The organism is Nocardia sp. NPDC050713 (assembly GCF_040654315.1).
GTDB lineage: Bacteria > Actinomycetota > Actinomycetes > Mycobacteriales > Mycobacteriaceae > Nocardia.
This window is the reverse complement of the sequence record NZ_JBFAHS010000004.1, coordinates 361,067-373,435: the sequence shown is the minus strand read 5'-3', so window position 1 is coordinate 373,435 and position 12,369 is coordinate 361,067. Positions and strand designations below refer to the sequence as shown.

The following is a 12,369-nucleotide window of genomic DNA, read 5'->3' as shown; positions in this document are numbered from 1 at the left end:
CAGAGCATGATCGGCAGGGACGATGTCGGCAGCGTCGAGGATCTGCACGCGTCGGCGACCAAGGTGGTCGGGCTCGACGACTTCGGTGACGACGGCTATCGCGAAGGGCTGCAAGTACTTCTGGAGTCCTATGCCAAGGATGCGGAGCTGACGCCGTTCGGCAACAAGGTCAACCGCGCCTTTCTGCGCGGCGCGCTGATCGCCAGGCTGCTCAGCGAGAACGCCTGGCAACGCCACCCCGAACACGCGAAGGTGGCGATCGAACGGCCCATCTTCGTGACGGGTCTGCCGCGCTCGGGCACCACGGCCGTGCACCGGCTGCTCAACGCCGACCCCGCGCACCAGGGCTTGGAGATGTGGCTCACCGAGATGCCGCAGCCACGACCGCCGCGCGAGACCTGGGCCGACAATCCGGTGTATCAGCGGATCGAGGCGGCGTTCGAGAAGCACCACGTGGAACATCCGGAATTCATGGGCGTGCACCACATCTCGGCCGATCAGGTGGAGGAGTGCTGGCAGCTGCTGCGGCAGTCGGCGATGTCGGTGTCCTACGAATGTCTGGCCTATCTGCCGGGGTATTCGGAATGGCTGGCGGGCCGCGACTGGACCGACGCCTACCGCAGACACCGCCGCAACCTGCAACTGATCGGCCTGCCGGACGCGAATCGTCGCTGGGTGCTGAAGAACCCGAGTCACCTGTTCGCGTTGGACGCCATCTTCGAGGTGTACCCGGACGCGCTGATCATCCAGATGCACCGCGACCCGCGCACCATCATCGCGTCGGTGTGCAGCCTCAACGAGCAGGCCTCGGCGGGATGGTCGGAGAAGTTCCGCGGTCCCGTGGTCGGCCGGACGCAGCTGGATCTGTGGGCGCGCGGCGCGCAGCGGTTCCTGCGAGACCGCGAGCGGCACAACGCCGCTCAGTTCATCGACGTGTACTACGACGATTTCGTGGCCGACCCGATCGGCACGGTGGGCTCGGTCTACCGCCACTTCGACATTCCGCTGAGCCCGGAGGCCGAGGCGGCGATGGCGGCGTTGCACACCGAGAGCACGTCCGGGGCGGCGCGTCCCTCGCACCGGTACTCGCTGGACGATTTCGGCCTCACGGCGGATCAGGTCGACGAACGTTTCGGTGAGTACCGGGCGGTGCACTTCCCAGGTCGCTGACGGGGTTTCGCCGGTCGGCGGTACGGTCGACCGGCGAATCCGACACGCACCGCAATGTTGCACCGCATGCAATTACGGCAGAGAAGTACGGCAGATCTGCGAATCAAGCTGTGGCGCAGTGCTTTTCACCTTCGGGCTCCGGATTCCATTCTGGATAAGATATCCGGCGCACACTTGCACCAAGTGCAATCCATGCGTGATGTCGTCGTCGGTGGCCGCGTGTACCACGACCGTACCGCCTCGATGGCCCACCTGCCACCGTTGAAACGCGTGTCCGCATCTCGAGTCTTGCGCGTACTGCGTTCCGACACGTAGCCGGCAGAACCAAGATGCACAGCCAGTCCGTCGGTATTCGTCCGACGGTGGAACTGGAACCCACCGACCACCCGTTGGCCCTGGAACAGCGAGCCGGCATCACACTCGCCCGCGTGCGAGCCATCGCTGAACAGCTACTTCACCCTCGACAGTAACGACCACCGTGGAACCCGAGCTCGACGCTTGCCGCAGCCGACGTGGCGGCGCCGTTGTCCTGGCGAATCGGCTTCCCGTCGTCTCGAGACCTTCCGCCGGGCCGTCGCGCGTCATAACGTTGAGTTATGGCAGCAACGCCGCGACTGCCGTCCGGCCGAACGGAGAGCCGAATGAGCGCGGACCGCGAGCCCGCGGTCGCGGTGATCGGTGCGGGTATGTCGGGCATCTGTATGGCGATCACTCTGCTGCGCGCGGGTTTTCGCGATGTCACGATCTTCGAGAAGTCCGATCGCTTCGGCGGTACCTGGCGCGAGAACACCTATCCCGGGTTGACCTGCGATGTGCCGTCGCGGTTCTACCAGTTCCGCTTCGCGAAGAACCCCGACTGGTCGCGATTCTTCGCGCCGGGAGCCGAGATCGAGGAGTACTTCACGCGGGTGGCGCGCGAGTACGGGCTGCTGGGCAGGACCCGGTTCGGCACGGAGGTGTGTGGCGCGGAGTTCGACAACGGGCGATGGACGGTGACGACCGCTGACGGAGCATGCGAGCGCTATGACTTCGTGTTGTGCGCTACCGGCATCCTCCACCATCCGCGCACACCGAATCTGCCCGGCTTGGACGACTTCGCGGGCGCGGCCTTCCATTCCGCGCGCTGGGACCATACCGTCGAGCTGGCGGGTAAGCGCGTCGGCGTGCTCGGCACCGGCTCCACGGGCGTGCAGATCGTCACCGATCTGGCCGGAAAAGCGCAGCGGCTGATCATGTTCCAGCGCACGGCGCAGTGGGTCGCGCCGCTGCCGAACCGCCGCTACTCCCGGTTCACCCGGGCCGCGCACCGGCGCTTCCCGATGCTCGACGAGCTCGGCTACGCGGTGACCCACCGGATCTTCGAGTTCCTGATGGGCGCGCTCATCGAGCCGGGACCGAAGCGCGAGATGGTCGGCCGACTGTGCAGGGCCAATCTGCGCTCGGTGCGCGATCCCGCCCTGCGCGCCGCGCTGACACCGGAGTACGAGCCGATGTGCAAGCGGCTGGTGATCTCCGGCGGCTTCTACCGCGCGGTGCAGCGGCCCGACGTGGAGGTGGTGACCAGCGCCGTCGATCACATCGTGCCGCGCGGCGTCGTCACGGCCGACGGCCGCGTGCACGACCTGGACGTGCTGGTGCTCGCGACCGGCTTCGACGCGCACGCCTTCATGCGCCCGATGGGCCTCGTCGGCGCGGACGGCCGGACGCTGGACCAGGCCTGGGCGGACGGCCCCCGGGCCTTCGAAACCGTCGCGCTGCCGGGCTTTCCGAACATGTTCCTGCTGATCGGACCGCACAGCCCGGTGGGGAACTATCCGCTCACCCTCATCGCCGAGACCCAAGCCGAGCACATCCTCGGCTGGATTCGTCGCTGGCAGGCGGGAGAATTCGACACCGTCGAACCGACCGAGGCCGCCACCGAGCGCTACTACGCGCGACTGCGCGCCGCGCTGCCCAAGACGGTGTGGGCCACCGGCTGCCAGAGCTGGTACCTCGGCAAGGACGGCAATCCGGAACTGTGGCCGTGGACACCCGCCCGCCACCGCGCGCTCATGCAGCGACCGCCGGACCCGGCCAATTACCGCTTCGTGGGCGCGCGAAGCTGAGCGGTGACTACTGCTGGCCCGGCTTCAGGACGATGAACAGGCCATTGGCCTCCGCGCACAGCCGGTCGCCGTCGTGCAGGGCGGCGCGCACGTAGACCTTGCGCCCCTCCTGGCGCTCGGCCCACGCGTGCAGCCGTAGTTCGGTGTTCAACGGGGTGATCGAGCGGTAGTCGACGGTGAGCGAGGCGGTGCGGGTGACGGCGCCCGCGTGCACCGCGGCCGCCATACCGAGCAGGTCGTCGAAGCCGATCGCGATCTGGCCGCCGTGCGCTGCCCGGTTGCCGCCCAGGTGGTAGGTGCGGAACGTGATACGAGCCTCGACGCCGTCGCGGTCCGCCCGGTCCACCACGAACGGCGGCAGCGTGATGTTACCGCGGCCGGGCAGGTCGACCCGGGTCCAGGTGGGCGCGGACCACTCGTCGACGACAGCGGCGTCGAGCTTGTCGTTGAGCTCCTTGAGGATGGCGATGGTCTCCAGCGCCAGCTCGTCGGTCGGCGAGGACAACCGCGCTCGGTCCATCAGGCCGCGCACCTGCTCGATGAAGGCGCCGTAGTGCGGCCCGCCGCGGGAGATGTCGACGTCCTGGTTCGCGGCGTCGATCAGCTCGGTCATCGGCCGGAATCCGCCCTCGTGGTGCTCCTCGGTCGGTAGCTGGTGCTGTTCGGTCGGCAGCTGCTCGCTCGGCAGCGCGTCGCCGGCCCGCTGTTCGTTCATGAGAACAAGTTATCGGTTGCCCGTCGGATGCTCCCGCGGCGGGGGCGGCACCGCGGGCGGTCCGGTTCCGGCGGCCCCCGGCCGTGACCGGAATCCGCTGCCCCTACGCTGGGTAGTCGATCACCCATCAGGTCTACCGATACACCACGCGAGTTCGGCGCGGCCGGTCCGTGACCGCCCTGCGGTCGTGCCCTCGCGAACGGCGAAAGGCGTTGCACCGATGCGTATTACGGCAGTCGTGTTCGATATGGACGGCGTGCTGATCGATTCCGAGCCGGTCTGGGAGCGGGTGCGGCGCGAGTACGTCGCCGAGAAGGGCGGTCGCTGGCTACCGGACACGCAGAAGCGACTGATGGGCATGAGCACGGGGGAGTGGTCGGAGTACCTCAGCGGCGAACTCGGGGTCGGCGAGCCGCCCGAACGCGTGGCCGACGACGTCATCGAGCGAATGGCCGCGCAGTACGACCGGAGTGTGCCGTTGTTGCCCGGCGCGGTCTCCGCGGTGCAGCGGATGAGCGAGAACTGGCCGCTCGGGGTGGCCAGCTCCTCGCCGAGAACGCTGATCGACACCGTGCTCGGGCGTACGGGGCTGATCGAGTTCTTCGACGTGACGTTCTCCACCGAGGAGGTCGACCGTGGCAAACCCGCGCCGGACGTGTACGTGGCGGTCGCGGGATTCCTGCGCAAGAAGTCGACCGACTGTGCGGCCGTGGAGGATTCGAGCAACGGGTTGCGCGCCGCGCACGCCGCGGGAATGCGGGTGATCGCCGCGCCGCGACCGGAGTATCCCCTCGACCCCGACGCGCGGGCGCTGGCCGATCAGGTCATCGACGGGCTCGACGAACTCACCCCGGCGCTGGTCGCGGGGAACTGAGCGAACCGCCGGTCAGCGGCGGTACGACTCGAGCAGAGTGCGGGCGGCCGCGGCCAGGTCGTCGTCCAGCCAGTCCGGCAGCGTGGGCGCGTGCGCGTGCCTGCGCAGCGCGGCATACGGCAGGTCGACGACCGCGCGGCTGACCGCGTCGATCTCCCGGTGCCCGTCCGCGCCGAGCAACTCGAGGGTGACGCGGCGCAGCTGCTCGAACAACCGGGCATTCATGGCCTCGAGCTGGGCGTGGAACTCGTCGTCCGGTCCGCCGTCGAGCAGGTCGCGCGGGCGCAGCTCGAGCAGCAGCCGGGCGTCCTCGGGCAGTTCACGACCGAAGCGAATGGCGGCACCGGCCATGGCCACACCCGCCTCGACGGCGTCGGCGTGGTTCGCGGCCGCCAAGGTCCGCTGCTGGAAGCGGTCCAGCGACCGAAACCAGACCGCGGTGAGCACGCCATTGCGGTTGCCGAAGCGGTGGTACAGCGTGCCGACCGGCGCGCCGCTGGCCTTGGCGATGGCCGCCACGCTCGCCGCGCGGGGGCCGTCGGCGAGCACGAGAGCGCGTGCTGCGTCGAGGATCACATCGGTGTCGTGCTTGCGGGGTGGCGCCATCTACTAGTACGTTCCTTCTATATGGAGCGATTGTCCTATATCGACCAGCATGCCAGAGAAGTCGACGCGAATCGCGATCGGACCTGGAAAGCGCTGCTGAAAGTCGTCTGCACGGACCCGCACGACCCCGCCACGGTGCCCTCCGGATTCGTGCTGGACGCCGCCGAGGAACCGGCCCGGTTCGCGATGAGCGGGCAGCACTGGTTCTCCCGCTACGAGCTGATCTTCGAACTCGAGGACGAGGGGCAGAGCCGAACCAAGGTGCGAGCCACGAGCAGGGCGGATTTTCCCGGTCTGCACGGCAAGATCTATCGCGCGCTGGTGATCGGCAGCGGTGGCCACGCCTTCGTGGTGCGGCGAATGCTCGGCCGAATCGCGGCCACGGCATGATCCGCGGAACCCGCTGGGGCGCAACCGAAGCCGAAGTCGACGACTCCCTACCCTGCGACGAGCTGGAACCCACCGGGCTGCAAGCGGATCGGGCCATCAGCATCGCCGCGCCGCCGACGGTGGTGTACCGCTGGCTGTGTCAATTGCGGGTCGCCCCATATAGTTACGACCTGCTGGACAACTGGGGGCGCCGCAGTCCGCGCGAACGCGACCCGCACCTCACCGAACTCGAGATCGGCCAGGAGTTCATGTCGGTCTTCCGGCTCGACTCGTTCGTCCTCGGCCGCCACATCACGCTCGTCTCCGGGCGGATCGCCGTCACCTACGCCGTGCGCCCGGAGGGCGCGGGCACTCGGCTCGTGGTCCGTGCGCGTTTCGGTACACCGCCGATCGTCGACCGGCTGCTCGCCTTCGGTGATGTCTTCATGACCCGCAAGCAACTGCTCACTTTGCGCGAGCTGGCCGAGGCCGAAGCCCGGCGGGCGGTCACCGGGCCCGAGTGAACGCAACGCGGCGGCGAAAAGTGTTCAGCGCCGCCGCTCCGCGGCTGGCTCGCGCCAAGGCGTGGAACTGCCAGCTGTCATGGAGCACGCGACCCGCCTGGTCGTCACGACGATGACGGGCCTGGCGCAGGGGCGGGCACGTTCGGCGCGGTGAGCGGTCAGGGCGTGAACGTGCGCAACGGATCGACCTCGGCCCGCGCGGTCCAGCGCCCGCGGTCGTAGGCGACCTCGACGGGGTGGTCGAACGTCGTGGACACAGTGTCGGTGGTCAGGATCTCCCGGGCGGGGCCCGCGGCGACGGTGCGCCCCTCGGCGATGAGCAGGGCGTGGGTCGTGCTGGTCGGCAGCTCCTCGAGGTGGTGGGTGACCAGTACCGAGGCGACCTCGGGGTGAGTGCGGTCGAGGTTGTCGATCGTCTCCAGCAGTTGCTCGCGCGCGGCCACGTCGAGACCGGTGGTCGGCTCGTCGAACAGCAGCAGCCGGGGTTCGGCGATGAGCGCGCGGGCGATGAGCGTGCGCCCGCGCTCGCCTTGCGACAGGGTCGGCCAAGTATTGTCGCCCTTACCTTTCAGCCCGACGGACTCGATCATGGCGTCGGCCCTGCGCACCTGTTCGGCGGTGGGCGTCCAGCGCATCGGGATGTCGATGGTCGCGGTGAGGCCGGTGAGCACGACCTCGCGGATGGTGAGCGGGTAGCGCAGCGGATGTCGCGGGTTCACGTGCCCGATCGCGTGGCGCAGCGCGGCCAGTTCGACCCGCCCCATCCGTTCGCCGAAGATGCGCACCGTGCCCGAGGTCGGGAAGGTGACGGCGCCGCAGAAGCCGAGCAGGGTGCTCTTGCCCGCGCCGTTGGGGCCGAGCAGCGCCCAGTGTTCGCCCGCGCGCACGGTGAGCGAGATGCCGTCGATGATCTGCTTGCCCTCGCGGCGGAACGTCACGTCGGTCAGCTGGAGCACGGTCACGAATGTTTCCTCCCTCGGAACGATCACGAGAACGCCGCTTTCAGGGCGGTGAGATGGGCGCGGCTGAATTCGGCTGCGGCCGTGGGGTTTCGGTGCGCGATGGCGTCGACCAACCGGATGTGCGCCTCATGGTCCTCGGGTTCGGAGGGCACGGGGCGGATCCTGAGCATGTCGATCATGGCCTGGCGCAGGCGCGGCAGGAAGGTGTCGAAGAGCTGGGTCAGCACGTCGTTGTGCGCGGCGACGATGACCGAGCGGTGGAACGCCATGTCCGCGTCGACGTGCTCGTCGACCGGTTCGCCTCGGGACTCCCGTGCCGCCAGGGCGCGGCGGATCGCGCGGAGGTCGGCGGGGGTGCGCCGGGCGGCGGCTAGCGCGGCGCCCTCGGCTTCGATGGCGATCCTGGCCTCGATCACCGACGCGATGGCGGCGCGGCGCAGCACCGCGTCCCACTCCTCGGTCACATCCAACGCGGTGACGAACACTCCCGCGCCTTGGCGACTGTCCAGCACGCCCTTGCCCGCCAGTTCTCGGATGGCCTCGCGCAGCGTGGAGCGGCCGACGCCGAGCTGCGCGGCCAGGGTCGTCTCGCCGGGAAGCCGGTGCCCGAGCGGCCATTCGCCCGCGCGGACGCGGGCGAGCAACAACTCGGCCGCCTGCGCGGCGAGCGGGTGGCGGCGGACCTGCGAGACCATCCGAACCTCTCTGCTTGTCTGAGGAGTTGTGTAGAGTCTAGCCATCATGACGCGCATGCTTCTGCTTAGCCGCCACGGCGGGGCCTGATTCGACCGGCCGCCCGCCGTGGGGCTTCGTCGTGGCCGGTCACTTTTTCTATGCGCAGGCCGTATCGGCCGGAAAGCAGACCATGACAACGCGCGTTTTCCCCACCATCCACACCCCAGCGGGCCCCGTCGCCGACGATGCGCCGCACTGGAACAGGCAGCGGCGCTCGACGATGCCGTCGCACCGCTACCGGCCAGTCCACGAACGCGTGGAAGTGCCTCTGACACAACGTGATTGGCCGAACGCGCGAATCACTACGGCCCCCCTCTGGGTTCCGGTGGATTTGCGCGACGGCAACCAGGCGCTCGCCGAGCCGATGGACCCCGAACGTAAGCGGCGCTTCTTCGAGTTGCTCGTCGCCATGGGCTACAAGGAGATCGAGGTCGGCTATCCCTCGGCCTCCCAGACCGATTTCGATTTCGTCCGGCTGCTGGCCGAGACCGATCTCGCGCCCGAGGACGTGACCATCGTCGTGTTCACCCCGGCCCGCCGCGACCTCATCGAGCGCACGGTGGAGTCGGTGCGCGGCTTGCGCAACGAGGTCGTCGTGCACATGTACACGGCCACCGCGCCGACCTGGCGGGAGGTGGTGCTCGGCAAGGACCGCGACGCGCTGCGCGAGCTGATCCTGGCGGGCGGACGCGACGTGCTCGAGTTCGCCGGTGATCTGCCGTCGGTGCGGTTCGAGTTCTCGCCGGAGGTGTTCAACCTGACCGAACCCGATTTCGTGCTCGATCTGTGCGACCGGATGACGACCCTGTGGGACGCCACCCCGCAACGACCCGTGGTGCTGAACCTGCCCGCGACCGTGGAGGTGGCCACCCCGAACGTGTACGCCGACCAGATCGAATACATGCACCGCAACCTGGCCCGCCGCGACAGCGTGATCCTCTCGGTGCACCCGCACAACGACCGCGGCACCGGCGTCGCCTGCGCGGAGTTGGCGGTGCTGGCGGGCGCGCAGCGGGTGGAGGGCTGCGTCTTCGGCAACGGTGAGCGCACCGGCAATGTCGACCTGGCCACGCTGGCGCTGAACCTGCACGCGCAGGGCATCGATCCGATGATCGATTTCTCCGACGTGGACGAGATCGCCCGCACGGTCGAGTACTGCACCCGCATGCCCGTCCACGAACGACACCCCTACGTCGGCGCCTTGGTGCACACCGCCTTCTCCGGCACCCACCAGGACGCGATCAAGAAGGGCATGGCCGAACACCGCGCCCGCGCCGCGGCGACCGGACGACCGGAGCGCGAGATCGACTGGCGGGTACCGTATCTGCCGATCGACCCGGCCGATCTCGGCCGTTCCTACGACGCCGTCGTCCGGGTCAACTCGCAATCCGGCAAGGGCGGCATCGCGTACCTGCTGCACACCGAGTACGGCCTGGACCTGCCGCGGCGGTTGCAGATCGAGTTCGCCCGCCGCGTCCAGGCGCACGCCGACGACACCGGCCTGGAGATCACCGCGGCCGAACTGCACGAGCTGTTCACCGCCGCGTACCTGGACGACCCGCGACCCGCGCCGGTGGTGCTGAAGGAATGGCGCGCCGGCGCCGCGAGCACGGACATCACGCTCACCGTCGACGGCGCGACGTCGACCACCCAGCACCGTGACGTCGGGCCGGTCGAAGCGCTCACCGAGGCGCTCGCCGCGGCGGGGCTGCCGGTGCGGGTGCTCGGCCTGACTCAGCATTCGATCGGCGCGGGCAGCGACAGCAGTGCGATCACCTATCTGGAATACCGGGTGGGCGAGCGGTCCGGTTGGAGCTGCGGCCGCGCCGACTCGGTGCTCGAGGCCTCGCTCGCGGCGGTGGTCCGTGCCGCGAACCGGGCGGCATCGTCCGCCGAATAGCGGCAAAACGCCCGCCGTGTCGGCCGTACGTGCGAAGGTATTCGGCGTGGTGCGGCACGTGACAGGAAACCTCCCCGCGGAGGTGACGAGCTTCGTCGGACGCGGTGATGAACTCGCCGCGGCGAAGCGACTGCTGGCCACCACGCGGCTGCTCACCCTGACCGGGCCGGGCGGTGTCGGCAAGACCCGGCTGTCACGGCGGGTGGGGGAGTCGGTGCGGCGGGCGTTCCCCGACGGCGTGTGGCTGGTCGAGGTGGCTCACGTCCACGAGGGGGATCTGGTGGCGTTGAGCGTCGCGCAGGCACTCGGCCTGCGCGACGACACCAGCGCGCCGCTCGCGGGGCTCACCGAGTTCCTCGCCGACAAGAACCTGCTGCTCATCCTGGACAACTGCGAACACCTGATCGACGCTTGCGCGGCGCTGGTGAACAGGTTGATCCCGGCCACCACCGGGGTACGGATCCTGGCGACCAGCAGGGAGCCGCTCGGCGTGGACGGCGAGCAGGTCATGCCGGTCTCGCCGCTGCCCGTCCCGGCGGCCGACGAACTGACCGGGGAGATCGCCGCGGGCGAGAGCGAAGCGCTGCGCCTGCTCATCGATCGCGCTGCGGCGGCCAATCCCGAATTCCGGGTCAGCGCGGCCAATCTCGGTGTCCTCGCGGCGATCTGCCGCCGCCTCGAGGGTATCCCGCTGGCGTTGGAGCTGGCGGCGCTGCGGCTGCGGATGTTCACACCGGACCAAGTGCTGGCCCGCCTCGACGACGCCATGCGGCTGCTCACCACGGGCTTGCGCACCGCGCCGCGCCGCCAGCAGACCCTCGAAGCCGCGATCAGCTGGAGCTACGACCTGTGCACGCCCGACGAGCAGCGGCTGTGGGAGCAGCTCGCGGTGTTCGCGGGCGGCTTCGACCTGGACGCGGCCGAAGCGGTGTGCGTCGTCGATCCGCCCGACGCGCTGGTCGACGCGCTGACCGGACTCGTCGAGAAGTCGGTGCTCGGGCACCGGCACGACAGCGACGGCAGCGGCCGCTACACCATGCTCGAGCCGCTGCGGCAGTTCGCGCTGGCCAAGCTGGCCGCCGCCGGAGACGAACGGGCCGTGCGCATCCGCCACCGCGACCACTACCACCGCATCGCCCGCCGGGGCCGCACCGCCTATTGGGGCGGCGAGGACGTCGCCTGGTTCCGCGACGTCACCAGGGAGCACGCGAATATGCGTGCGGCCCTTCAGTTCTCGCTGTCCGATCCGGACGGCGCGCACCGTGCGCTGGAGATCGCGACCGAGCTTCGTCCGTTCTGGGAGCACTACCGGTTCCTGCTGGAGGGCTACCGCTGGCTGGTGGAGGCGATCGGAAAGGACAAGGCGCACACGGTCGATCGGGCCCGAGCACTGGCGGCTGCGTCGGTGATCGCGGCCATGCTGTCGGACAACGCCGAGGCCACGCGTTACGCACGCGAATGCGTCGAACTGGCCGCCGAACTCGACGCCGCCGAGGTCCTGGTCGAGGCGACGTTGCTCTCGGCGCTGCTGACCTTCACCGAGAACGATCCGCATCGCGCGCTGGAGATCGCGCTGACCGCGGCCGAGCGCGCCAGCGAGGTCGGCCACCACGGCACCGAGATGGAGAGCTTCGCCTTCGCCTATGTGTGCGCGCTGGTGCTCGAGGACGAGCGCGCCGACGTCATCGCCGAACGTTTCCTGGCCAAGACCGCCGAACACGGTTCGCATCTGCTCGGCGGGCTCGCGTACTGGGCTGTGGGCACGAATCATTGGCGGCGCGGCGAGCCGGAGAGCGCCGCGGGCGACCTGCGGCGCGCCGTCGAGCAATTCCGGCTGTTCGACCGATGTGTCTGGACCGCTTCGGGATTCGACGGCCTGGCCTGGGTGTCGGCCACCGAGGGGGACCGGGTGCGGGCGGCGCGCCTGATGGGCGCGGCGGCCACAGTGCGACGCGGCAGCACCCAAAGACTCGCGCACGCGATGACCGAGGTGGTCGGCGACAAGGTGCGCGACCAGGTGCATCGGGCCATGGGGGACAAGGAGTTTCGCGCCGCGTTCGACAGCGGAGCCGCGCTCGGCACCGACGAGGCGGTGCGCTACGCGCTGGGTACGGCGCCGCTCGTCGTCGAACGGGCGCCGAAACCCGCTGCGGCCGACGTGCTCACGCGCCGGGAGAAGGATGTGGCCAAGCTGGTCGCCGCGGGATACAGCAACAAGCGCATCGCGGCCGAACTGGTGATCTCGGTCCGCACGGCGGAAAGCCACGTCGACCACATCATGACCAAACTCGGATTCGAGTCACGGACTCGGATCGCGGGCTGGGTCGCCGAGCATCTGCCCTGAATCACCACTCGCCGAGGCATTGTGCGGCGCGGCGATCCGAGCTGTGCCGAGGCGATGTGCCTGGA

The 12,369-nt window shown here is 69.3% G+C and carries 11 protein-coding genes; 7 read left to right on the top strand and 4 right to left on the bottom strand.

Going from position 1 to position 12,369, the window contains the following annotated elements:
* The first annotated feature begins 6 nt into the window (after positions 1-6).
* A complete protein-coding gene (locus AB0H49_RS10670) occupies positions 7-1,170 on the top strand; it encodes a sulfotransferase (RefSeq protein WP_357249761.1) in 1,164 nt (387 codons plus the stop codon).
* 641 nt (positions 1,171-1,811) lie between these two features.
* Positions 1,812-3,275 carry an NAD(P)/FAD-dependent oxidoreductase gene (locus AB0H49_RS10665; RefSeq protein WP_357249758.1) on the top strand — a complete coding sequence of 488 codons (1,464 nt, stop codon included), beginning with the start codon at positions 1,812-1,814 and terminating at the stop codon, positions 3,273-3,275.
* Positions 3,276-3,282: 7 nt separating this feature from the next.
* Here the strand turns inward: AB0H49_RS10665 and AB0H49_RS10660 are convergent, their stop codons facing one another.
* The gene (locus AB0H49_RS10660; protein ID WP_357249755.1) at positions 3,283-3,990 is read right to left on the bottom strand and encodes a PaaI family thioesterase; all 708 of its coding nucleotides are present in this window, start codon (positions 3,988-3,990) and stop codon (positions 3,283-3,285) included.
* A gap of 220 nt (positions 3,991-4,210) precedes the next feature.
* Here AB0H49_RS10660 and AB0H49_RS10655 point away from each other — a divergent pair, with 220 nt between their 5' ends.
* Positions 4,211-4,864 (top strand): HAD family phosphatase, encoded by a 654-nt coding sequence (locus tag AB0H49_RS10655; RefSeq protein WP_355002849.1) that lies wholly within the window; start codon positions 4,211-4,213, stop codon positions 4,862-4,864.
* 12 nt (positions 4,865-4,876) lie between these two features.
* On the opposite strand, the gene AB0H49_RS10650 is transcribed toward AB0H49_RS10655, so the two are convergent.
* Complete coding sequence (locus AB0H49_RS10650; RefSeq protein ID WP_357249752.1) at positions 4,877-5,470, bottom strand: TetR/AcrR family transcriptional regulator; 594 nt, start codon at positions 5,468-5,470, stop codon at positions 4,877-4,879.
* Between the two features lie 21 nt (positions 5,471-5,491).
* Between AB0H49_RS10650 and AB0H49_RS10645 the strand changes: the two genes are divergently transcribed.
* Positions 5,492-5,860, top strand: coding sequence for a hypothetical protein (locus tag AB0H49_RS10645; protein ID WP_355002847.1), 369 nt, complete (start codon positions 5,492-5,494; stop codon positions 5,858-5,860).
* Complete coding sequence (locus AB0H49_RS10640; protein ID WP_357249748.1) at positions 5,857-6,363, top strand: hypothetical protein; 507 nt, start codon at positions 5,857-5,859, stop codon at positions 6,361-6,363. Before AB0H49_RS10645 ends, AB0H49_RS10640 begins: the two co-directional genes overlap by 4 nt.
* Positions 6,364-6,521: 158 nt before the next feature.
* Here the strand turns inward: AB0H49_RS10640 and AB0H49_RS10635 are convergent, their stop codons facing one another.
* Positions 6,522-7,325 carry an ATP-binding cassette domain-containing protein gene (locus tag AB0H49_RS10635; protein WP_357249745.1) on the bottom strand — a complete coding sequence of 268 codons (804 nt, stop codon included), beginning with the start codon at positions 7,323-7,325 and terminating at the stop codon, positions 6,522-6,524.
* A gap of 23 nt (positions 7,326-7,348) precedes the next feature.
* Entirely contained in the window at positions 7,349-8,020 is a 672-nt protein-coding gene (locus AB0H49_RS10630; RefSeq protein WP_357249742.1) for an FCD domain-containing protein, read from the bottom strand.
* 260 nt (positions 8,021-8,280) lie between these two features.
* Between AB0H49_RS10630 and AB0H49_RS10625 the strand changes: the two genes are divergently transcribed.
* Positions 8,281-9,960 (top strand): 2-isopropylmalate synthase, encoded by a 1,680-nt coding sequence (locus tag AB0H49_RS10625; RefSeq protein WP_357250075.1) that lies wholly within the window; start codon positions 8,281-8,283, stop codon positions 9,958-9,960.
* Between the two features lie 58 nt (positions 9,961-10,018).
* Positions 10,019-12,304: a LuxR C-terminal-related transcriptional regulator gene (locus tag AB0H49_RS10620; protein WP_357249740.1), complete on the top strand. Its 2,286-nt coding sequence runs from the start codon at positions 10,019-10,021 to the stop codon at positions 12,302-12,304.
* Positions 12,305-12,369: the final 65 nt, after the last annotated feature.

What these genes read in the sequence shown, in the direction of transcription:
- AB0H49_RS10670 (WP_357249761.1), top strand. Translation starts at nt 7, where the DNA reads ATGATCGGCAGGGACGATGTCGGCAGCGTCGAGGATCTGCACGCGTCG.
- AB0H49_RS10665 (WP_357249758.1), top strand. Translation starts at nt 1,812, where the DNA reads ATGAGCGCGGACCGCGAGCCCGCGGTCGCGGTGATCGGTGCGGGTATG.
- AB0H49_RS10660 (WP_357249755.1), bottom strand. Translation starts at nt 3,990, where the DNA reads ATGAACGAACAGCGGGCCGGCGACGCGCTGCCGAGCGAGCAGCTGCCG.
- AB0H49_RS10655 (WP_355002849.1), top strand. Translation starts at nt 4,211, where the DNA reads ATGCGTATTACGGCAGTCGTGTTCGATATGGACGGCGTGCTGATCGAT.
- AB0H49_RS10650 (WP_357249752.1), bottom strand. Translation starts at nt 5,470, where the DNA reads ATGGCGCCACCCCGCAAGCACGACACCGATGTGATCCTCGACGCAGCA.
- AB0H49_RS10645 (WP_355002847.1), top strand. Translation starts at nt 5,492, where the DNA reads ATGGAGCGATTGTCCTATATCGACCAGCATGCCAGAGAAGTCGACGCG.
- AB0H49_RS10640 (WP_357249748.1), top strand. Translation starts at nt 5,857, where the DNA reads ATGATCCGCGGAACCCGCTGGGGCGCAACCGAAGCCGAAGTCGACGAC.
- AB0H49_RS10630 (WP_357249742.1), bottom strand. Translation starts at nt 8,020, where the DNA reads ATGGTCTCGCAGGTCCGCCGCCACCCGCTCGCCGCGCAGGCGGCCGAG.
- AB0H49_RS10625 (WP_357250075.1), top strand. Translation starts at nt 8,281, where the DNA reads ATGCCGTCGCACCGCTACCGGCCAGTCCACGAACGCGTGGAAGTGCCT.